The sequence below is a fragment of the Reyranella sp. genome (genome assembly GCF_965228225.1).
Lineage (GTDB): Bacteria > Pseudomonadota > Alphaproteobacteria > Reyranellales > Reyranellaceae > Reyranella.
The window spans coordinates 935,052-955,658 of the sequence record NZ_OZ245801.1 but is presented as its reverse complement, the minus strand read 5'-3'; the positions used below and the strand labels follow the sequence as shown (position 1 = coordinate 955,658).

Annotated in this window: 19 protein-coding genes; 12 read left to right on the top strand and 7 right to left on the bottom strand. The window is 66.8% G+C overall.

The window, feature by feature from the left end:
- Positions 1–3 precede the first annotated feature (3 nt).
- The 5 genes from ACO07K_RS04625 to ACO07K_RS04605 all read right to left on the bottom strand — a co-directional run bounded on the left by ACO07K_RS04625 (position 4) and on the right by ACO07K_RS04605 (position 3,060).
- Positions 4–573: a hypothetical protein gene (locus tag ACO07K_RS04625; protein ID WP_422034725.1), complete on the bottom strand. Its 570-nt coding sequence runs from the start codon at positions 571–573 to the stop codon at positions 4–6.
- Between the two features lie 161 nt (positions 574–734).
- The gene (locus tag ACO07K_RS04620; RefSeq protein WP_422034723.1) at positions 735–1,196 is read right to left on the bottom strand and encodes a hypothetical protein; all 462 of its coding nucleotides are present in this window, start codon (positions 1,194–1,196) and stop codon (positions 735–737) included.
- A gap of 75 nt (positions 1,197–1,271) precedes the next feature.
- Positions 1,272–1,886, bottom strand: coding sequence for a cysteine hydrolase family protein (locus tag ACO07K_RS04615; RefSeq protein ID WP_422034722.1), 615 nt, complete (start codon positions 1,884–1,886; stop codon positions 1,272–1,274).
- Complete coding sequence (locus ACO07K_RS04610) at positions 1,871–2,326, bottom strand: hypothetical protein (RefSeq protein ID WP_422034721.1); 456 nt, start codon at positions 2,324–2,326, stop codon at positions 1,871–1,873. The genes ACO07K_RS04615 and ACO07K_RS04610 overlap by 16 nt, the downstream gene beginning before the upstream one ends.
- A gap of 374 nt (positions 2,327–2,700) precedes the next feature.
- The gene (locus ACO07K_RS04605; RefSeq protein WP_422034720.1) at positions 2,701–3,060 is read right to left on the bottom strand and encodes a hypothetical protein; all 360 of its coding nucleotides are present in this window, start codon (positions 3,058–3,060) and stop codon (positions 2,701–2,703) included.
- A 242-nt stretch (positions 3,061–3,302) separates the two neighbouring features.
- Here ACO07K_RS04605 and ACO07K_RS04600 point away from each other — a divergent pair, with 242 nt between their 5' ends.
- Positions 3,303–3,479, top strand: a complete 177-nt coding sequence (locus tag ACO07K_RS04600; protein ID WP_422034719.1) for a hypothetical protein — start codon at positions 3,303–3,305, stop codon at positions 3,477–3,479.
- 166 nt (positions 3,480–3,645) lie between these two features.
- Here ACO07K_RS04600 and ACO07K_RS04595 read toward each other — a convergent pair whose 3' ends face one another.
- Positions 3,646–4,413, bottom strand: a complete 768-nt coding sequence (locus ACO07K_RS04595) for an HpcH/HpaI aldolase family protein (protein WP_422034718.1) — start codon at positions 4,411–4,413, stop codon at positions 3,646–3,648.
- A 112-nt stretch (positions 4,414–4,525) separates the two neighbouring features.
- On the opposite strand from ACO07K_RS04595, the gene ACO07K_RS04590 reads away from it, so the two are divergent.
- The 6 genes from ACO07K_RS04590 to ACO07K_RS04565 all read left to right on the top strand — a co-directional run bounded on the left by ACO07K_RS04590 (position 4,526) and on the right by ACO07K_RS04565 (position 12,190).
- Entirely contained in the window at positions 4,526–4,921 is a 396-nt protein-coding gene (locus ACO07K_RS04590; RefSeq protein ID WP_422034717.1) for a hypothetical protein, read from the top strand.
- Between the two features lie 68 nt (positions 4,922–4,989).
- Positions 4,990–6,264: a TolC family protein gene (locus ACO07K_RS04585; protein ID WP_422034716.1), complete on the top strand. Its 1,275-nt coding sequence runs from the start codon at positions 4,990–4,992 to the stop codon at positions 6,262–6,264.
- Positions 6,261–7,238, top strand: coding sequence for a divalent metal ion exporter adaptor subunit IhpB (gene ihpB, locus ACO07K_RS04580; RefSeq protein WP_422034715.1), 978 nt, complete (start codon positions 6,261–6,263; stop codon positions 7,236–7,238). The genes ACO07K_RS04585 and ihpB overlap by 4 nt, the downstream gene beginning before the upstream one ends.
- Positions 7,239–7,382: 144 nt before the next feature.
- Positions 7,383–10,580, top strand: a complete 3,198-nt coding sequence (locus ACO07K_RS04575; RefSeq protein WP_422034714.1) for an efflux RND transporter permease subunit — start codon at positions 7,383–7,385, stop codon at positions 10,578–10,580.
- A complete protein-coding gene (locus ACO07K_RS04570; protein ID WP_422034713.1) occupies positions 10,577–10,948 on the top strand; it encodes a hypothetical protein in 372 nt (123 codons plus the stop codon). Before ACO07K_RS04575 ends, ACO07K_RS04570 begins: the two co-directional genes overlap by 4 nt.
- A 51-nt stretch (positions 10,949–10,999) precedes the next feature.
- Complete coding sequence (locus ACO07K_RS04565; protein WP_422034712.1) at positions 11,000–12,190, top strand: aromatic ring-hydroxylating oxygenase subunit alpha; 1,191 nt, start codon at positions 11,000–11,002, stop codon at positions 12,188–12,190.
- A gap of 63 nt (positions 12,191–12,253) precedes the next feature.
- Here ACO07K_RS04565 and ACO07K_RS04560 read toward each other — a convergent pair whose 3' ends face one another.
- Complete coding sequence (locus tag ACO07K_RS04560) at positions 12,254–12,730, bottom strand: CYTH domain-containing protein (RefSeq protein WP_422034711.1); 477 nt, start codon at positions 12,728–12,730, stop codon at positions 12,254–12,256.
- Positions 12,731–12,963: 233 nt separating this feature from the next.
- Between ACO07K_RS04560 and ACO07K_RS04555 the strand changes: the two genes are divergently transcribed.
- From ACO07K_RS04555 to ACO07K_RS04535, 5 genes are all read left to right on the top strand, one after another.
- On the top strand, positions 12,964–15,612 hold the full coding sequence (locus ACO07K_RS04555) for a GAF domain-containing protein (protein WP_422034710.1): 2,649 nt from the start codon (positions 12,964–12,966) through the stop codon (positions 15,610–15,612).
- On the top strand, positions 15,587–16,822 hold the full coding sequence (locus ACO07K_RS04550; protein WP_422034709.1) for a GAF domain-containing sensor histidine kinase: 1,236 nt from the start codon (positions 15,587–15,589) through the stop codon (positions 16,820–16,822). The genes ACO07K_RS04555 and ACO07K_RS04550 overlap by 26 nt, the downstream gene beginning before the upstream one ends.
- A 93-nt stretch (positions 16,823–16,915) precedes the next feature.
- On the top strand, positions 16,916–17,362 hold the full coding sequence (locus tag ACO07K_RS04545; protein WP_422034708.1) for an acyl-CoA thioesterase: 447 nt from the start codon (positions 16,916–16,918) through the stop codon (positions 17,360–17,362).
- Positions 17,363–17,476: 114 nt separating this feature from the next.
- A complete protein-coding gene (locus ACO07K_RS04540) occupies positions 17,477–19,648 on the top strand; it encodes a DUF3141 domain-containing protein (RefSeq protein ID WP_422034707.1) in 2,172 nt (723 codons plus the stop codon).
- Entirely contained in the window at positions 19,641–20,603 is a 963-nt protein-coding gene (locus ACO07K_RS04535; RefSeq protein ID WP_422034706.1) for a phosphate acetyltransferase, read from the top strand. The genes ACO07K_RS04540 and ACO07K_RS04535 overlap by 8 nt, the downstream gene beginning before the upstream one ends.
- Positions 20,604–20,607 lie beyond the last annotated feature (4 nt).

Genomic DNA, 20,607 nt, shown 5'->3' with positions numbered 1-20,607 from the left:
GCGCTATCGGCGATCGATTCCCCCCGCATTGGGCTTCAGCGCAGGCGAGTCACTGAACACGACCATGAAGAGCTCGCGAAAGAGCTTCGACACGTTCGGATCCGCGGGCGTTGCGGCAGGCGTCGTGGCGGTCGTCATCGACATCGCCATGTCGTTCCGGCAGTAGACGGCAAAGAGATTGACGACGCCGGGGCGCCCCGGCTTGAGTCGGGTCGTGCCCCGGCAGACGCTGTCGCCGTTCAGGTCGTTGGCGGCATTGGACACCAGCACCAGACGATAGTCCGGGCGCGGCTCCTCGAGCGGCGCGGCATAGGTGAAGGTAAGCGCGGGCCGCGGCTTGGCGGCCTGCATGACCGCGAGTAGGCTGGCGGCCGACTGGTCCAGGGGCAAGGCCGGGAACGGATTGCCGGCTAGGACGACGCGGAAGGACTTGCCGTCGGTGGCCGTCCAGAACTCCTGGAAGTCATATTGGACCGCATAGAAGGTGCCGCCGATCGTGGCAGCGCCGGCAGTCGGGATGGAAATCGCGGCGGCGGCGGCGGCCGTGGCGAGCGCGGTCAGGGAACGGATCATCGATCGCATGGTATCCTCGCATGAGAGAGAGGACGAGCGTCTACTCTCCCGCAACCGCAAGTTCAGTCTGCCTTCGTACCCAGAAGGACATGTATATCTTCGCGCGCCCGATGATCCAGACTTCTCGCCCCGACGTACATTCGTGTCCCGAGGCGACCCGGCTAGAGGTCGCCCCAGCGCAGGGATTGTTCGGCCGCGCGACGGTCGCGCTCCCGACGCCGGCGCCCGGCATTGCGGTTGTCGGTCTCGCCTCCCACCGATACCAGGCGCTCATGGGCCATCGCCGTAAGTGTAAATAGGCGCCGACTCGCCCATCCGCACGTCTCATGCCCGTCCGTCTCCGCCTCGACGAGCGCTGCGACCCTGTTTCGATCCTCACAATCTCCGAACGCGCAGAGCACGACGCTGGCACTGCCTGCACGCGACGTCGTCACCGAATGACTGCCCCGCAGGTTCAGCTTCGTGCACACACGACTCATGAGATTGACGCCTTCGCGCAGGCGTTGCGAATCGAATGGGTCACTGTGAGTCCTGCCGCCGACGAAGGATGGGTCCAGTTCGGCGACGAGCAGATGGGCCTTTTCCGTATCGCATGCGAAGGCGGCCCACTGGACTTTCGGCAAGGCGGTTCTCCCGGGAGCGACAAGGTACCCGGAAAGATGACAGCGCCAACCGCCGCAGGCGGTCCGGCGGCGAACCTATTCCCAACGACTCAGCAGATCCTCGGTCGTGGTCGCCTCGACCTGCGAAGAGAAGCGAGCGCCGAACAGGTCCACGACAGTGTCGTGCGCGCCATCGCTGGTGCTGCACAGCGCGTCGGTGGGAAGCACCACGCGGAAGCCGAGGTCGATCGCCTGCATAACGGTCGCGAGGACGCAGACATCCGTCTCGCCTCCCGTCACGACCAGAGTTCGGATGGCGCGACGCTTCAGCGCCGTCGCGAATCCCGGGCGGCTGAAGGCAGAGTTCGCCGGCTTCTCGATCTGTCGCGCCGGTGGCACGAGACGCGCCAAGGGTTCGACCAGTTCCAGCAGGCCGGAATCCAGTTCGCGGCGCGTCATCTGCGGCCAGCGTTCGTAATAGGACTGCCAGGCCCCCGGAGCGGCTTCCGGCCTGGCGGGCGGCGAGAATCGGGTGAAGACCGTTCGTGCGGCATGCCGCGAGGCGATCTCGACCACGGCCGGTAGGACACGCGGTAGCCAGGGCACGTGCCACGCGGTTTCGTCGGCAAACAGGCGCTGCATGTCGATGCAGAGATGCAGGACCGCGTCGCGTTCAAGCGGAAAGGCAGTGCCCCTCAGTCGTGTCCCCAACGCAGACGCTGCTCCTCTGCCTCGCGGGACGCAGCCCGGGCGCGCCTGCCTGCGCCGCGGCCATCGGGTTGCCCGGCAATGGCGAGCAGCGCATCATGCGTGGCATTGTCGAGGAGGAAATGCCGCCGGCCGCACCACAGGGAAGCTTCGATTTCACGCCCGCCCGTCACTTCGCCAAGCCGCGCGAAGTCTTCCGACTCCGCGACTACGCACTGGATCATCAGGTTGTTTCCCTCCCGCGAAGGCTGCACGGCGAAGGGACCCTTCAGATCAAGATGGCTGCAGGTCCGAACGATCAGGTTGGCTGCGAACCGCAGACGTGCACTATCGAAGGGGTCGTCTTCGCGGCGACCGCCCGCGAAACAGGGCGCGAGTTCGCCAACGATCAGAAAGGTAGTCCCGGGAGTTTGGGCAAGATCTGTCCAGGCGAGACGCGGCATCGGCAATGGCTCCTCGCTTAAGAGTGGCTAGGGGTCGCTTCGACCCACGCCCGCGAGAGGCGCGACGGGGCTCAGTCTGCGACTTGGACGACGCTCCGTTGCCGGCGGCGTCTCGCGCCGCTCGCGCAGCAACCGGTCTATGAGCGACTGGCGGCGTCGAACCTCGCCGAGTGCCCGAAGAGAGGCGACTTCGGAACCCAATCCTGTGTGGATGATTTCGGTCGGCAACTTCCGCTCCTCACGCTGGCAAGACTGTCGGGCCAAGCCCGGGCTGATTTGCCAACGGGACACCGCGAGGCCGGTTGCACCGTGAGGTGTGATAAATGCGTGACTCTACCCGTGCTTTGCAGCGATCCCCAGGTCCTGCCCAGAATCTATTCGCTGGCGTCGCCGGCCGTTCCCGGAGAGGCTGCTTCCGCGATACCGTTAGCCGGCGGAGACCCTTCGACCGGACGCACCAGAGCACGCAGAGCCTGACGCAATTCGCCGGCAGTCATGTCGTCATGCAACCCCGGTAGGAGAGCTAGCCCTTCGGGGATGGGTGCCACGAGTTCTGCGGCGCGAATGCACTGCAGCCCAGCCTCGTAACGCCCCTCACGCAGGGCCTCGATGGCGGAGAGCACATGATAGGCCTCTCGCCGGTTCGGATTGCGCTTGAAGCGCTCCAGTACCAGCACGAAGCGATGGATACGCTGGCTGAGAGAGAGACGTGTCGGGTCCGCCAAATCCGTCATGACGTCACCACTATCTCAACAAGAGTGAGCATCCAAGCATTACGATGCATCGCGAAGATATGCGGCTCGTCCAAATCGAGGTCACACTCTTTCAGCACGCAATTTGCTGACAACAATCCCATCGTTTTCACATTGTGCGCGCAGATTCTGGCCGCTTTGGGGCACGGCCCAAGCGTGGGTAGGCCATGCAACAGATGGGACGACGACGCGTAGTCCTTGCAGCACAAGTATGGAGATAGGACATGGCCAAGCCAATCGCGATTGCCGGCATCGATGGCACGCTGGAAGTGAATGAGGACGGCGAACTCGTCTACATCAAGTCGGGTCTGCAGACGGAGGTTCTCAAGCCAGAACAGGCCATCGAGCGCTGGCCGCGCGCAGAGAGTCAGATCAGAGCGGCCCTCGGCACTCTCGAGTGACCGCCATGTGGGTCGCTACCCCCGGGTAGCGGCCCATAGCACCGCAGAAGTCCGCCCTGTCGGTCGAGCGACTACTGTTAGCGTTGAAGGAGGTCGGCCTCAGCGCCGCTCTCCTTCCAGAACACCGTGCGCCCGCGCGGATCGCACGACGGATAGGATGCCCGTCTCAGGCCGACTTGGCCTTGAGTTCCTCGAGTTGCTGGCGGGCACCGGCGATCATGCAGGAGAGATCGGCCGTCAGCATCACCATGTCGAAGCCGCGCTTGACGGCGCCGGCCGCGAAGGGCGCCGCCGTGCAGTGCATAACGCACTTGATGCCGGCCTTGTGGGCGGCCTCGCGGATCTTGTCGCAGGTCGCCATGTGCAGCGGATCGGGATTGTCGCCGCGCGGTGGCAGGCCTAATGCGAACGAGAGGTCGGCCGGGCCGATGTAGACGGCATCGAGGCCCGGCGTCGCGCAGATCGCGTCGAGATTCTCCAGACCCTCCTTGGTCTCGATCATCGCCATGACGATGATCTCGTCATTGGCCTTGGCCACGTAGTCGGCGCCGCCATAGTGGACGGCGCGCACCGGGCCGGACGAGCGCATGCCCACGGGCGGGTAGCGGCAGGCGGCCACAGCCTTGGCGGCTTCCTCGGCATTGTTCACCAGCGGAACGATGATGCCGTAGGCGCCGAGGTCCAGGGCCTTCATGATTGCGGCCGGCTCGTTCCAGGCCACGCGCACGACCGGAACCGTGTCGGTCTGCGAGATCGCCTGCAGCATCGGCGCCACGTCCTTCATCTCGGAAAGCCCATGCTGCAGGTCGACGCACAGGGCGTCGAAACCCTGCCGCGCCATGACCTCGGCGGTGAAGGTATTCGGAACCGAGAGCCAACCCAGTGTCGCGCATTTCCCCGCGGCCCAGATTTCCTTGATCTTGTTCTTTCGCATGGCCGTACCTTTCATTCGTCCCTTGAATCTCAAAGGTCCGGCATTGGGCACGAACAGGCAGCCTGCATCAAGGCTCCAGAGCCGCTGCGCGGTGGCGTTCTTCAGGCCCTCGATGCTGCAGAACCCGGTGTGGCCAACATCGTCGCACGCCGTTGACCGCGCGGATGGCGTGTTGTTCACTCCGCGCGTGACGCGCCACGTTCCCTCGCGACTGTTCCGACTGCTCTGCGCGCTGGCGGTGGCCTTCGTCACGACCTTCCATGTCTGCGGCATCGCCACGGCCGCCGCCTATCCTCCGACGGCAATGCAAGCACCCGAGACCGACGGTGCATCGCAGGACGAGGCAAGCCTCCCCGGCGAGAAATGTCACATCTGCGCTACCCTATCGCTGCCGGCGCTGATGCCTATCGAAGACGCATCGCCAGACAGCATTGCGGTGCGGCAGGTGCCGGTTCGCAACCTCCTGTCCTTCCAAAACTCGCTCGCGCCGCCCCCTCCCCGAGCCTGATCGCCGCACGTCGTCCGCCTGAAGCCTGAGCGCTTCGGGTCGTTCCCGTTCCTGCGATCGGAGTCTGCATGTCTCCCCGTCTCTGGCTCTGCGCGACGCTGGCCGTCGTCGCGGCGCACCCATCAATGGCCCAACCGGGCCAGGTGGCGGCGCAACGCAGTGGCGCCCTGTCGCTGCCACAAGCCCTGCGCACCGTCATCGCCGGCAATCCCCGCCTGTCGGTCGCCGACCGCACCATCAACATGGCGGACGGACGGCGCGAGCAGGCCGGCGCCCTGCCCAACCCGACCCTGGGCGTGGAGGTCGACAATTTCGCCTATGGCCAGAACGGCCTCACCAGCGGCGCCGAGTACACCCTCCAGATCAGCCAGCTCTTCGAGCTGGGCGGCAAGCGCGATGCTCGCGTCCAGGCCGCCCTCGGCGACTACGACACCGCGCGCTGGGAACACGAGGCGACGCGGCTCGAGCTCCTGTCGGAGACGGCTATCGCCTTCGTCGAGGCGCTGGCCGTCGAGCGCAAGATCGCCCTGCTCGAGCGCCACGCCGCCTCTCTCGAGAGGCTGGTGCCGCAGATGCAGAAGAGGGTCGAGGCCGGCGCCTCCTCAACCGCCGAGGTGTCGCGCACGCAGGCCGCAGCCGGCATGGTGCGGCTCGACCGTGAACGCGCGCGCACGGCGCTCAACGTCGCGCGGCGAGAACTCGCCGCGCTGATGGGCCTCGACCGGCCTAACTTTACGGCTGTCGCGGGGGATTTCGGGCGCATCTCGCGGCCGGCGCCGCTCGACACCGCTCTCAAGGCCATCGAGGACAATCCGCAGCTGATGCGCTGGACAGCGGTACGCGCCCGCCGCGATGCCGAGCTCCTGTCGGCGCGGCTAAAGCCGCTGCCCGACATCACCGCCGGCATCGCCTGGCGCCACTATGCGGAAAACAGCCAGAACGCGCTTCGCCTCGGCGTCTCGGTGCCGATCAACGTCATCGACCGCAATACCGGAGCCATCCGCGAAGCGCAGGAGGCCGCGCAAAAGACGGGGGCCGAACGGGCGGTCAATCGGCTCACCCTGATCGCCATCGTCGGCAAGGCGCACGACACGGCGACCGGCGCGCTCGCCCAGGTCGAGTTGCTGCGCCGGACGGTCCTGCCGGCGGCGCGCTCCGCACTCTCGACCGTCGAGGCGGGCTACGGGCAGGGCCGCTACACGCTGCTGGAAATCCTCGACGCCTACCGGACCGTGGCCGACGCCGAGTTGCAGGAACACGAGGCCCTGGCGAGCTTCCACACTTCGATCGCCACCATCGAGGGGCTGACCGGCAGCCCGCTCCAGCTCGCGAGGGCGAAATGATCCGGTTCCTGAAATATCTCGCCATCGCCCTGGTGTGCGCCAGCGCGCTGAGTGCCGCCGCCTGGTACGCCCTCGACCCGCGATTTGCCAAGACGGCGAGCCCGACCAAGGGCGGACATGGTCACGGCGAGGAGAAAGAAGGCGCCCACGGCCACGACGAGGGCGTGAAGCTCTCGGATGCGCAGGTCGCGGCAGCAGGCATCGAACTGCTGCAGGCCGGCCCACGCGAGCTGCGCGACATGTTGCGTCTCAACGGCATCATCCAGCCCAACCAGGAAACGCTGGTGAAGGTGACGCCGCGCTTCCCCGGCGTAATCCGCAGCATGCGCAAGCGCTTGGGCGACAAGGTAAAGAAGGACGAGGTGCTGGCGACGGTCGAGAGCAACCAGAGCCTGACCAGCTACGAGCTGAAAGCGCCGATTGACGGCACCGTCATCGACCGCGACGGCATGCTGGGCGAGTTCGCCTCGGAGGCGAAGCCGCTCTTCACCATCGCCGATCTCTCGACCATGTGGATCGACTTCGCCGTGTTCCGCCGCGACTTCGGCCGTGTGCACGCGGGCGATGCCGTCACCATCGACGTCGGCGACGGCGGTCCGCCGGTCGGGGCCCGCATCGACTATCTGTCGCCGCTCGGATCGACAGACACGCAGACCTCGATCGCGCGGGCGATCGTGAAGAACGGCGACAACCGGCTGCGACCGGGCCTGTTCGTCGACGGCAGGGTCGTGCTGTCGGCCAAGCCGGTCGGCGTCGCGATCAGCACCGGCGCGCTGCAGACGATGGAAGGCAAGACCGTGGTGTTCGTGCGCGAGGGCGAGACCTTCGCCGCCCGCGAGGTAGAGCTCGGCGCACGCGACGCCGACTGGGTCGAGGTGGTCTTCGGCGTTCTCGCCGGCGACATCTACGCCGCAAGGAACAGCTTCGTGATCAAGGCCGCAATCGGCAAGGCCGGAGCGGCGCATGAACATTGAGGTGCGCATGAGGAAGCGGGAAAGGTCCCTCGCTGCGCTCGGGATGACAACGATGGCGCAAACTACGCAGTACGTCCGGTGCCAACAAGATTGTCATCCTGAGCGAAGCGAAGGACCTTTGGGGCGCCGCGCCAGGTGTGCGCCATGATCGACCGCATCCTCGCCTTCTCGATCCAGAACCGCTGGCTGGTAATCTTCGCCGCCATCGCCGTCGGCGCACTTGGCGCCTGGAACTTCACGCGCCTGCCGATCGACGCGGTGCCCGACATCACCAACGTGCAGGTGCAGGTCAATACCGTGGCGCCGGGCTATTCGCCGCTGGAGGTCGAGCAACGCATCACCTTTCCGCTGGAAACGGCGATGGGCGGCCTGCCGAAGCTCGACCACACCCGCTCGCTGTCGCGCTACGGGCTCAGCCAGATCACCGTCGTGTTCAAGGACGGGACCGACATCTACTTCGCCCGCCAGCTCGTGAACGAACGCATCCAGCAGGCGAAGGACAAGCTGCCGCCCGGCGTCGAGACCTCAATGGGGCCTGTCTCGACGGGGCTCGGCGAAATCTACATGTACTCGGTCGAGGCCAGGTCCGCTGCGAAGACGCCGGACGGCTCACCCTACTCGGCCACCGAGCTGCGGACGATCCAGGACTGGATCATCAAGCCGCAGCTGCGCACGGTGCCGGGCATCGTCGAGGTCAACACGATCGGCGGGTTCGAACGGCAGTTCCACGTCCTGCCCGAACCGGCGAAGCTGATGGCGTACCGGCTCACCTTCCGCGACGTGATGGCGGCACTCGCCACGCACAATGCCAATGTCGGCGCCGGCTACATCGAGCGCAACGGCGAGCAGTATCTCGTGCGCACGCCGGGCCAGGTCGACGACATCGAGGGCATCCGGGGCATCGTCGTCGGTTCGCGGGGCGGCGTGCCGATCCGCATCGACGACATTGCCGAGGTCCAGGAAGGTAACGAGCTGCGGACAGGTGCTGCGACGGTAGACGGCAAGGAGGCCGTGATCGGGACCGCCATGCTGCTGATCGGCGAGAACAGCCGGACAGCCGCTCAGCGCGTCGCCGCGCGGCTCGCCGAGGTCGAACGCTCCCTGCCCGAGGGTGTCGTGGCGCGCGCCTTCTACGACCGCACCAAGCTCGTGGATGCCACGATCCGGACGGTCGAGAAGAACCTGCTGGAAGGCGCGCTGCTGGTCGTGGTCGTGCTGTTCCTGATCCTGGGCAACTTCCGCGCAGCCTTCGTCACGGCCTGTGTCATCCCGCTGTCGATGCTCTTCACCATCACCGGCATGGTGGAGACCCAAATCAGCGCCAACCTGATGAGCCTCGGCGCCATCGACTTCGGCATCATCGTCGACGGCGCGGTGATCGTGGTCGAGAACTGCCTGCGCCTGCTGGCCGAGGAACAGCACCGGCGCGGCCGTGTGCTCTCCCGCCAGGAGCGCTTCACCGCGATCCTCGCCGGCTCCCGCGAGGTCATCAAACCGAGCCTCTTCGGCACCCTGATCATCGGCGTCGTCTACCTGCCGGTGCTCACGCTCACCGGCGTCGAGGGCAAGATGTTCACACCCATGGCACTGACCGTCCTGCTGGCACTCACCGGCGCCGCCATCGCCTCGATGACGCTCGTACCCGCCGCGGTGGCGCTGCTCGTCACCGGCAAGGTGGCAGAGAAGGAGAATCTGTTCATGCGCGGCGCGCTCCGCCTCTATGCCCCGGTGCTCGACCACGCGATCCGGCTGCGCTTCGTCGTGGTCGGACTGGCTCTTCTCCTCGTCGCGGTGAGCGGCGTGGCGGCCTCGCGCATGGGCGGCGAGTTCATCCCCTCGCTCGACGAGGGCGACATCGCCATGCATGCGATGCGCATCCCCGGCACCAGTCTCAGCCAGTCCGTGCAGATGCAGAAGGCGGTCGAGAAGGCCGTGCTCGAATTCCCCGAGGTCAAGGAAGTGGCGGGCAAGATCGGCACGGCCGAGGTCGCCACCGATCCGATGCCGCCCAACGTCGCCGACACCTTCATCCTGTTGAAGCCACGCGAGCAATGGCCCGATCCGAACCGGCCCAAGGCCGACCTGGTGGCAGCGATCGAGAAACGCGTCTCGGATGTGCCGGGCAACAACTACGAGTTCACCCAGCCCATCCAGATGCGTTTTAACGAGCTGATCTCGGGCGTGCGCAGCGACCTCGGCATAAAAATCTTCGGAGACGATCTCGACACGCTGCTCGCCCTCGCGAACAAGGTGCAGTCGGTCGTGCAGCGAGTCCCCGGCGCCGCCGATGTGCGCACCGAGCAGGTGAGCGGCCTGCCGATGCTGACCGTGAAACCCAGCCGCGCCGCCCTGGCACGCTACGGCATCACGCTGTCCGACCTGCAGGAAGTCGTCGAAATCGCGGTCGGGGGCAAGGAAGCCGGTCTGGTCTTTGAGGGTGACCGGCGCTTCGACATTGTCGTCCGCCTGCCGGAGCATCTGCGCGTGGACCTCGACGCGCTCGCCTCCCTGCCCATTCCCGTGCCGCAGGCCGCGGCGACGGCGGGCGATACCGGCCGGCGCGCGATCGTGCAGACCGGCAGCGGCGCGGCCGCGCCCTACGTGCCGCTTTCAGCTGTGGCGACGATCGAAACCGCGCCCGGTCCCAACCAAATCAGCCGCGAGGACGGCAAGCGCCGGATCGTCGTCAGCGCCAATGTGCGCGACCGCGACCTCGGCTCCTTCGTCGGCGAGGTTCAGCGCCAGGTGACGGAACAGGTGAAGCTGCCGGCCGGCTACTGGATCGGCTGGGGCGGCCAGTTCGAGCAGCTGGTCGGTGCCTCGCAGCGGCTGGCGGTGGTGGTGCCGGTGGCGCTGCTGCTGATCTTCGCCTTGCTCTGCATGAGCCTGGGCTCGATGGGCGACGCGACGCTGGTGTTCAGCGGTGTGCCGCTGGCGCTGACCGGCGGCATCGCGGCGCTCGCGCTGCGCGGGATCCCGCTGTCGATCAGCGCCGGCGTCGGCTTCATCGCCCTGAGCGGCGTCGCCGTGCTGAACGGGCTGGTGATCATCTCGTTCATCCAGCGCCTGCGCGCCGACGGCATGACGGTGGATTCGGCGGTGCGCACCGGCGCGACCAAGCGGCTCCGCCCGGTCCTGATGACGGCGCTGGTCGCCTCGCTGGGCTTCGTGCCGATGGCGCTGGCGACCGGTGCCGGCGCCGAGGTGCAGCGGCCCCTCGCCACTGTGGTCATCGGCGGCATCCTTTCCTCCACCCTCCTCACCCTGGTCGTGCTGCCGGCGCTCTACGCGCTGTTCCATCGCGACTGCACCCCCGTTCGACAACAAGGAGAGAGCGCATGAAGAAGATCCTGATCTTGGCCTTTGCCATCCTCTGGACCGGCGCCGCGGCGGCGCAGCACACTCACGGCAGCACCAAGGGGCCGAACGGCGGCATCGTGCAGGACGTGGCCGGCGTGCATGCCGAGCTGGTCGTGGCGGGCAACACCGTCACCATCAACATCCTCGACGAGAACAACAAGCCCACGCCGGCCAAGGGCTTCTCCGGCTCGGTCCTGATCGTCTCGGGCGGCGCGCGCGAAACCGTCTCCCTCGCCGCCGCCGGCGAGACGTCACTGAAGGGCCAGGCCAAGGCCGACATTCCCACCGGCGCCGCCGTCACGCTGGTGCTGAAGAACGCCGCCGGGAAATCGGGGCAGGTGAAGTTCTGAGTCCATGGATGGATGGACGAAGCCACCGCAAGATGGCAGCTTGGCGACACGATGCCCCTTCGCGGTGATTCCGCCTTCGCCCCCGACTGGGCGCGCACCTTGGTCGACCCGCTTGCGTTCGCGCACGAGCAGCGCTGCTTGAGTTACGCTTGGACGTTCCTCGGCTTCACGCATGATGTCGAGAAGGACGGTGACTGGTTCCGCAGCACGCTGGCGACGCGATCGGTCTTCGTCCAGCGGTTCGGGACGGAACTGAAGGGCTTCGAGAATGTCTGCGCCCATCGCTTCTATCCGCTGCGGACGAAGGACAAGGGCAACGGGCCAATCATCTGCAGTTTCCACCATTGGCGCTATGATGGCGACGGCGCCGCCATCGGCATTCCGAAGTGCCAGGAGAACTTCGGCACCGTGTCGCGCGCCTTGGCCGCGCGGCTCAATCCCATCGAGATCGCGACCTGCGGCACACTCGTCTTCGGCCGCTTCCCCGCCCCGGGGAAGCGCGAGACGCTCAAGGAGTTCCTCGGTGCCGGCTTCCCGATCCTCGAAACCCTATCGCGCTCGACCCACAAGCCGCTCGCGCTTTCCCATGAGCTCGCGGCCAACTGGAAACTCGGGCTCCAGATCACCTTCGACGACTACCACACGGTCGCCGTCCATCCGACGACCTTCGGCAGGTCCGGGTATCTCGACCGCGAGAAACTCACCTATGCCCGTTTCGGCAGCCACAGCGCTATGATCAACAGTGACCGTCCTCAGGTCTTCGAGGAGATATCGGCGGCTTGTGCGGACGGCTCCTTTCGACCGACCTGCTATTGCATCCTGCAGATCCTGCCGAACTTCCTCATGGCGCTGTTCCGGTCGGACGGCGACATCTTTCAGTGCTGCATCCAGCAGTTCGTTCCCGTGGCGCACAACCGGTCGCTCCTGCGCGCTTGGGTCTATCCCGCGCCCTTTCCGGTGGAAGGCCCCTGGCACGCGCGCCTATGGCGCCACGCAAGCGATCTCGTTCGAAATCGCCTTGTCCTCCACTATTCCCGCCGCGTCATCCGCGAAGACAACACGATCTGCGAGGGCGTGCAGGCGGTCGCGCACCAGATCGAGCGGCCCCCCTACCTCGCCGCCCTCGAGGAACGTATCGGCTGGTTCGAACAATCGTACCGGCAGCTCGTGGCGACCGGCGAAGATGTGTTGGGGAATAGTCTCGAGAGAACCGACGGCCGATCGGCGGCCGGGATGTTCTGAGCTGACGGCCCGAACCGCCCCACTGTGGTCGCCAGACTGAGCACAACGGCCTCTGCTGTGGGCTCAGTCAGAGGCGGTCCGGCCGGTGCGGGCACGAAACAGGTTGATCTTACGATAGGCCGGATCGCCGGTGACTTCCCGTCCGATCCAGGGCGGTAGCGGGACATCGCAATCGATACGGGTGAGTTCGACCTCGGCCAGCAGCACGTCTGCCATGACGCCATCATAGGCGTCGACCTGCCATGTGAAGTCGCGATACGGCACGAAGGATCGGGTCTTGCTCATGACATTGCCGTCGCAATGACGGGTCAGCAATTCCTCCGCATCCGCGAGGGGAATGGGATATTCAAACTCCGCATTCACGCCGGGCGTCTCCCGCGCCTTGATCGTGAGCGTCGCCTGCCCGTCGCAGACGCGCACCCTCACCTTGCGGCCGCCCGTCATGGCTACCAGGCCGTCCACGAGATGCTGCTCGCGAACGACGTTGCCCCGCCAGTCCCCGCTCGTAACGAGAAACTTGCGCTCGATTTCGATTCCCATGCAGGCGGGAAATAGAGCCCTGGCGCCCCGCGCGCAACGCGACAATCTGGGAGCGGCCCTTTCCTCTGACCCTAGGGCGACGCCAGCTGGACGACAATGCGCGGCAGCTTGGCCCCAGCAAGCCCCTATCCCCGCCCGCCCCCGCCTGCAACCGCATGTGGGCGAAAGCGTTGATAAACCTCGACACCGGGACAAACTGGCCGGGTGCCCGAAGTGAAAGCCTGGAGCCTGGGGTGAACGAGCCGGTGCGAAGCGTCGATCTCACGAACTGCGACCGTGAGCCAATTCATATCCTCGGCGCCGTTCAGCCCATCGGCTTCCTGGTTGCGCTGACATCGGACTGGATGATCGCCCGCGTCTCGGCCAACATCGGAGAGCATGTCGGCAGAGAGCCAGAAGGCTTGCTCGGCAAGCAGCTAGGCGACCTCTTCACGGGTCACGCTATCCACGACCTCCGCAATCGCACCATCATGTTGCGCGGCGCCGACGCCGTGGAGCGCCTCTTCGACATCGAACTGGTTGCGGGACGACCGCATTTCGACGTCGCGATCCACTTGTCCGAAGGGAACGTGGTGATCGAGGCCGAGCCGTCGTCGGGAGAGCATCGGGAATCGACCAGCATCGTGCGCTCCATGATCGGCCGCCTCGACCACTGCGCCGATCTGCCGACGTTCTTCCGGGAAGGCGCGCGCCAAGTACGTGGCCTTACCGAGTTCGACCGTGTGATGGTTTATCGCTTCGCTCCTGACGGCTCGGGAGAGGTGGTCGGTGAGGCGGCGAAGCACGGCATCGGCACCTTCCTCGGCCTGCGCTATCCGGCGAGCGACATCCCCCAGCAGGCGCGCGAGCTCTACAAACGCAACCTGTTGCGCGTCATCGCCGACGTGAATGCAAGTTCGGCCCCGATCCTGCCCCAACTCGATCCGGCGGGCCGGCCGCTCGACCTGTCGCTCTCGATGCTGCGCTCGGTGTCGCCGATCCATATCGAGTATCTGCGCAACATGGGCGTTCGCGCCTCCATGTCGATCTCGATCATCGTCGAGGGCAGGCTGTGGGGCCTGTTCGCGTGTCACCACTATTCGCCGCGCTGCCCGAGTTTCGAGCGCCGCGCCGTCAGCGAACTCTTCTCGCAGATGTTCTCCATGCGGCTCGAGGCGCGCGAGCGGCAGGAGCACGTGGCCTACGAGAAGCGGGCGCGCGACGTCTCGGACCAGCTCCTGGGGGCCATCGCCTCCAACGAGACCCTACTCCAGGATCCCGACTGGCTGGCCGACATCCTGATGCGCGCCATCCCGGCCGACGGGATGGGCGTATGGATCGCCGGCTCCTACGCCTTCTCGGGCGTTACCCCGCCCACCGACGAATTCCGGCGCATCATTCGGGCCCTGAATGGCACGGCAGCCGGCAAGGTCTTCGCGACCGACCATATCGGCTCGCTCCTCGATGGCGCCGGCTCGTTCGCCTCGACGGCCGCGGGCCTGCTGGCGATCCCGATCTCACGCTCGCCGCGGGACTACGTCGTGCTGTTCCGTTCAGAACTGGTCCGCGCGGTACGATGGGGAGGAGACCCGCACAAGCCGGTCGAGTTCGGGCCGAACGGACCGCGCCTGACCCCGCGCCAGAGCTTCGAGGAATGGAAGGAATTGGTGCAGGGCAAGTCGCAGCCCTTCAGCCCGGCCGAGCTGCGCGTCGCCGAGACGCTGCGGGCGACCCTGATCGAGGTGGTCCTGCGGCTGGCCGACGAGGCGACGGCCGAACGGCAGCAGGCCAGCGCCCGGCAGGAGCTGCTGATCGCCGAGCTGAACCACCGTGTGCGCAATATCCTGGGCGTCATCCGGGGCCTCATCCGCCAGTCGCAGCCGCCCGACGATCCGGCCGGTACGCAGGCGATCCGCGACTTCGTGCGGCTGGTCGACGGCCGTATCCATGCGCTGGCCCGCGCCCACAACCAGATCACCGACGACCACTGGGGACCGGCGCCGATGCAGGCGCTGATCGACGCCGAGACAGCCGCGATCGTGGGCGACAAGGAAAGGCTGATCTCGGAGGGAAAGCCCCTCCTGCTGAAGCCGCAGGCCTACTCGACGCTGGCGCTGCTGCTGCACGAACTCGTTACCAATGCGACCAAGTACGGCAGCCTCTCGGTGCCGACCGGCCGCACGCGGCTCGGCTGGCATCTCGATCCGCGCGGCGACCTGATCCTCGAATGGTCCGAGAGCGAAGGTCCACCGGTGCAGCAGCCGCGGCGCAAGGGCTTCGGCACGACAATCATCGAGCGGTCGATTCCCTACGATCTCGGCGGTTCGGCGGAGGTCAGCTACGATCCCAAGGGCATCACCGCCTCCTTTCGAATCCCCGCGCGCCACGTCGTCGAGCCCAAGCCGGGCTTCGCCCAACCCGCCCGCTACAAGCGCTCGACGCCGGACCATCCGCAGGCGCCGCCGGGGCAGGTCTTGAAGGGCCAGTCGGTGCTGCTGGTCGAGGACAGCCTGATCATCGCCCTCGATGCCGAGGACATCCTCTATCGCCTGGGCGCCGACAGCGTCGTGACGGCGGCGACCATCGAGGCGGCGCTCGACGCCATCGAGCATGCCCGCCCCGCTCTCGCCCTGCTCGACATCAACCTGGGCGACCGCAACAGCTTCCCGATCGCCCATCGCCTGCACGATCTCGGCATCCCGCTCTTCTTCGCCACGGGTTACGGCGAGCAGGCGCAGCTGCCGATGGAACATCGCAGCCGCATCGTGGTGCAGAAGCCCTACACGGTCGAAGCGGTGGCGCGGGCCGTGCACGAACTGATCGGCGAGCCGGCGCCCGTGGAGGGGACGACAGGGGCGGCGCCTGATACAAGGGCTGATGGAAGCTCGCCGACACTCGGATGAAGGCCGGCGCGTCGCCGCGCTCCGGGCCTACGACATTCTCGACACGCCACGCGAGGACGAGTTCGACGAGGTCGTCCGCGTCGTCAGTGCGATTTGCGGTACGCCGATATCGGTCATCAACCTGATCGACAGCGGGCGGCAATGGTTCAAGGCCGAGATTGGACTGGGCGTCCGGGAGACTCCGCTGCCGGCGTCGATCTGCGCGCATGCGATCCTGCAGCCCGATCTGTTCATCGTGCCCGACACGCTGACGGACGAGCGATTCTCCGACAATCCTCTGGTGACCGGCGATCCCCGCCTGCGCTTTTACGCCGGCGCGTTGCTCGAAACGCCGGAGGGCCTGCCGCTCGGCACGATCTGCGTCCTCGACTACAAGCCGCGCGAACTCGACGAGAACCAGAAGGCGCTGCTGCGCCTGACCGCGCGGCAGATCATGAAGATGCTCGAGCTGCGACGATTGAATGCTGCCGAGCGGACGGCGCGCCGGCGAGCCGAAACGCATGCCGAGGTTACGACGGCACGGCTCGCGCATGCCAACCGTGAGTCGGATCTGCGTGAACAGTTCATCGCCGTGCTCGGGCACGACCTGCGCAACCCGCTGGCCTCGATCCAGGCTGGCGCCCAACTCGTCAAGCGCGGCAAGCTCACGCTCGACGAGATGCTGCAGCTCACCCAGGGCAGCGTCTCGCGCATGTCGGCCCTGATCGACGATATCCTGGACTTTGCACGGGGCCGGCTGGGCACGGGAATCGACCTTGCGCGAAGCGATGTGCTGCTCACTCCGACCCTGACGCAGGTGGTCGACGAGTTGCGCGCCGCGGCGCCCGACCGACCCTTTGCCACCCGCGTCGCAATGAGCGAGAGCGTTTTCTGCGACCCCGGCCGGATCGGCCAGCTCCTCTCCAACCTGCTGGGCAATGCCGTCGTCCATGGCGCGCCGGGCACGTCGATCGAGGTCGAGGCGCAGGTGAAGGACGGCACGTTCGAACTCAGCGTGCGCAATGCCGGCAATCCGATTCCCGACGCGGCCCTGGCAAAGCTGTTCCAGCCTTTCTTCCGCGGCGAGGCCCGCGCCAGCCAGCAGGGTCTGGGCCTCGGCCTCTACATCTCCAGCGAAATCGCCCGCGCACATGGCGGCACGCTCACCGCCACCTCCACGCCGGAGACGACGGCGTTCCTCTTCCGGATGCCGGTCAAGGTGGAGTTCTAGCCGTCGCGCAGCGGACATCGCGCGATTCCTCTGTATTGCCCCGTTTCCTGCACCGCTTGTACAAGAGCCCGCAGCAAGGATCAGGGGATCGGGATGGCGGGCGAGAAGGCGGCGAAGGACGAGCGGCGCGAAGACTACGGGTGGTGGATGCCGGTCGCGAGCCGGTGGTCGGACTGCGACGCCTATGGCCATGTAAACAACGCCGTCTATTACAACTGGTTCGACACGTCGCTCACCACCCTCGCCATCGAGCGCGGCATCCTGCGGGCGCCCGGGCAGACTTCGATCGGCCTGTGCATCGCCAGCGGCTGCGAATTCCTGGCGCCGGTAGACTTTCCCCAGACGGTGGATGTCGGCATCCGCCTCGGCCGCATCGGCAACAGCTCTCTGCGCTACGAACTCGCGATTTTCACCCGGGACAGCGAGACCCCGGCCGCCGTGGGCCACTTCGTCCACGTCTATGTCGATGCCGGCACGCGCAAGAGTGTCGCCCTGACCGAGGCGCAGAAGGCGGCAGTGGCGGACCTGCTGGCGGCCTGACGCCGGCCTCTCCGGCGCGCCGGGGCGTCATTCGGCCGCCACGAAGCTTGACGAAGATCAAGGCTCGGGCAGGCGCCTGGCCCGAATGTGCGGACCTGTCTCGGGGAGAGCCCAGTGTCGGTCGAATCGCCGTTCAACTTCTTCCAGGAATACTGGATCGATGCCTGGCAGCGTTCCGTCCTGACACTGGATACCCTGCGCGAGCGCGGGAACACGTTCGTCGAACGCAGCGCCGAGGACGTTCCGCACGTGCTGGGCTTCGCCTTCGAGCCGGTCCTCGACGGCCGCACCCTGCCGCGGCCCGTGAACTATTTCCTCATCAGGATCGTGCCGCCCGAGGGCACGATCATCGATCCCGCCAAGCCGCCGTTCGTGGTGGTCGATCCGCGCGCCGGGCACGGCCCGGGCATCGGCGGCATGAAGCAGGACAGCGAGATCGGCGTCGCACTGGCCGCCGGGCATGCCACCTACTTCGTGGGTTTCCGGCCCGAACCCGAGCCGCAGCAGACGATCGAGGATGTCTGCCGGGCCGAGGCGGCATTCCTGGAGGCCGTGGCCGAGCGACATCCCGAGGCCGAGGGCAAGCCCGTCGTTGTCGCCAACTGCCAGGCCGGCTGGCAGATCATGATGACGGCGGCCATACGCCCCGACCTGTTCGGGCCCATCCTGCTGGCGGGATCTCCGCTTTCCTACTGGGCCGGCGTGCGCGGCCGCAATCCGATGCGCTACCTCGGCGGGGCGCTGGGCGGCACCTGGCTGACCGCCCTGGCCGGCGACCTCGGCAACGGCATCTTCGACGGCGCCCATCTGGTCGGCAATTTCGAATCGCTGAATCCCGCGAACACCTGGTGGGACAAGCCCTACAATCTCTATTCGAAGGTCGACACTGAGACGACGCGCTTCCTTGACTTCGAAACCTGGTGGGGCAGCCCCGTCCTGCTCAATGCCGGCGAGATGCAGTGGATCGCCGACAATCTCTTCGTCGGCAACAAGCTCACCTCGGGCGAGATCAGCGCCTCCGACGGCACCCGCGTCGACCTGCGCAACATCCGCTCGCCCATCATCGTTCTGTGCTCGTGGGGCGACAACATCACGCCGCCGCAGCAGGCGCTGGGCTGGATCACCGACCTGTACGGCCATGAGGACGAGATCGTCGCCAACGGACAGACCATCGTCTACACGCTGCACCAGACAATCGGGCATCTCGGCATCTTCGTCTCGGGCAAGGTCGCAACCAAGGAGCATGCCGAGTTCGCCTCCTGCATGCAGATGATCGACCTGTTGCCGCCCGGCCTCTACGAGGCCGTGATCTCGGAGATCGACGGCACGACGGCCAATCCGGGCCTGATCCACGGCAAGTACCTGTTCCAGCTCGAGGCGCGGACGCTCGACGACATCCGCAAGCTCGGCGGCAACAGCGACGAGGACGAGCAGCGCTTCGCGACCGTCGCGCGCGTCTCCGAGATCAACCACGGCCTCTACCGCACCTTCGCCCAGCCGGTCGTGCGCGCGATGGTCACCCCGCAATCGGCCGAGCTTCTTCGGGCCACCAACGCCCACCGCCTGCGCTTCGCAGCCTTCTCCGACCGCAATCCCGCCGTAGCAGCTATCAAGCCGCTGGCCGAGTCCGTCCGCAACCATCGCCAGCCGGCGGCGCCGGATAATCCGCTGCTTACCCTGGAGAAGGTGACATCGACCTGGATCTCGACCTGCCTGGAAGGCTACCGGCTCGTTCGCGACGCGACGACCGAGGCGATGTTTCTCGGCACCTACGGATCGCCGGCCCTGCAGGCGGCGGCGGGTCTGGCGGCGGACGCCGCGCCGGCGCGGCGGCAGATCGGCCGCGATCTCGCACGCGAAGTGATCGCCGGACACTGGCGCGCCGAGCTGGAGACGCGTTTCGAGACCGGTGGACTGCCCGAGGCCGTGGTCCGCGCCCTGATGCATGTCCGCCTGCCGCGGCGGACGGTCGACGAGCGCGGCTTCGCCGTGCTGCAGGCCGTGCGCCAGATCCTGCCGGCCAACCGGCGCATCGGCTTCGACGAGCTGAAGCTGCTGTTCCGGGTCCAATACCTGCTGCTGCGGCTCGACGAGGAGCGGGCAATCCAGGCCATCCCTAAGCTCCTGCCCGACGACCCTCAGCTCAGGGCAGCCGGCTGGAAGGTCGTTCAGGACATACTGAAGGCCTCCGGCGATCCGACACCGGAGGAGCAACGACTCATGCAGCGGTTGGAGCCCATGTTCGTTGGAGCACGCAAACTGCCGCAGGAGAGACTGAATGCCTGACGCCACGCCGCCGACCGAGGGCCCGCGCGAGAAGTACGACCGGCTCATCGCCGTCGCGCGCGCCCATCCGCCGCTGGCCACGGCCGTGGTCCATCCCTGCGACGAGGTCTCGCTGGAGAGCGCCGTCGAGGCGGCGCGAGGCCGCCTGCTCGCCCCCATCCTGGTCGGTCCTCCGGCCCGCATCCGTGCCGTCGCCGCTAAGGCCTCTCTCGACATCGACGGCTTCGAAATCGTCGGTTCGGCCCACAGTCACGATTCGGCCGCCAAAGCGGTCGAGCTCGTGCGCTGCGGCCGTGCCGAGGCGCTGATGAAGGGCAGTCTCCATACCGATGAACTCATGGGCGCGGTCGTCTCGGGCGCGACCGGCATCCGCACGGCACGGCGCATCAGCCACTGCTTCGTGATGGACGTGCCCCGTCATCAGCGGGCGCTGATCATCTCGGACGCCGCCGTGAACATCGCGCCGACGCTCGAGGACAAGGTCGACATCGTGCAGAACGCCATCGACCTCGCGCACGCGCTGGGCATTGCCGAGCCGCGCGTCGCGATCCTGAGCGCCACGGAGACGGTCAACCCGAAAGTCGGATCGACGATCGAGGCCGCCGCTTTGTGCAAGATGGCCGATCGCGGGCAGATCACCGGCGGTGTCCTCGACGGTCCGCTGGCCCTCGACAACGCGATCAGCCTGCAGGCGGCGTCCATCAAGAACATCGTCTCGCCGGTCGCCGGCCGGGCCGACGTGCTGATCGTCCCCAACCTCGAGGCCGGCAACATGCTGGCGAAGAGTCTCACTTTCCTGGCCGGCGCCGATGCCGCCGGGATCGTGCTCGGCGCGCGCGTGCCGATCATCTTGACCAGCCGCGCCGATTCGCTGACCACGCGGCTCGCCTCCTGCGCCGTCGCCGCTCTGGTGGCGGCGGCGCGCCGGGCCAGCGCCGCCACCGCGATCTCTTGAGGAC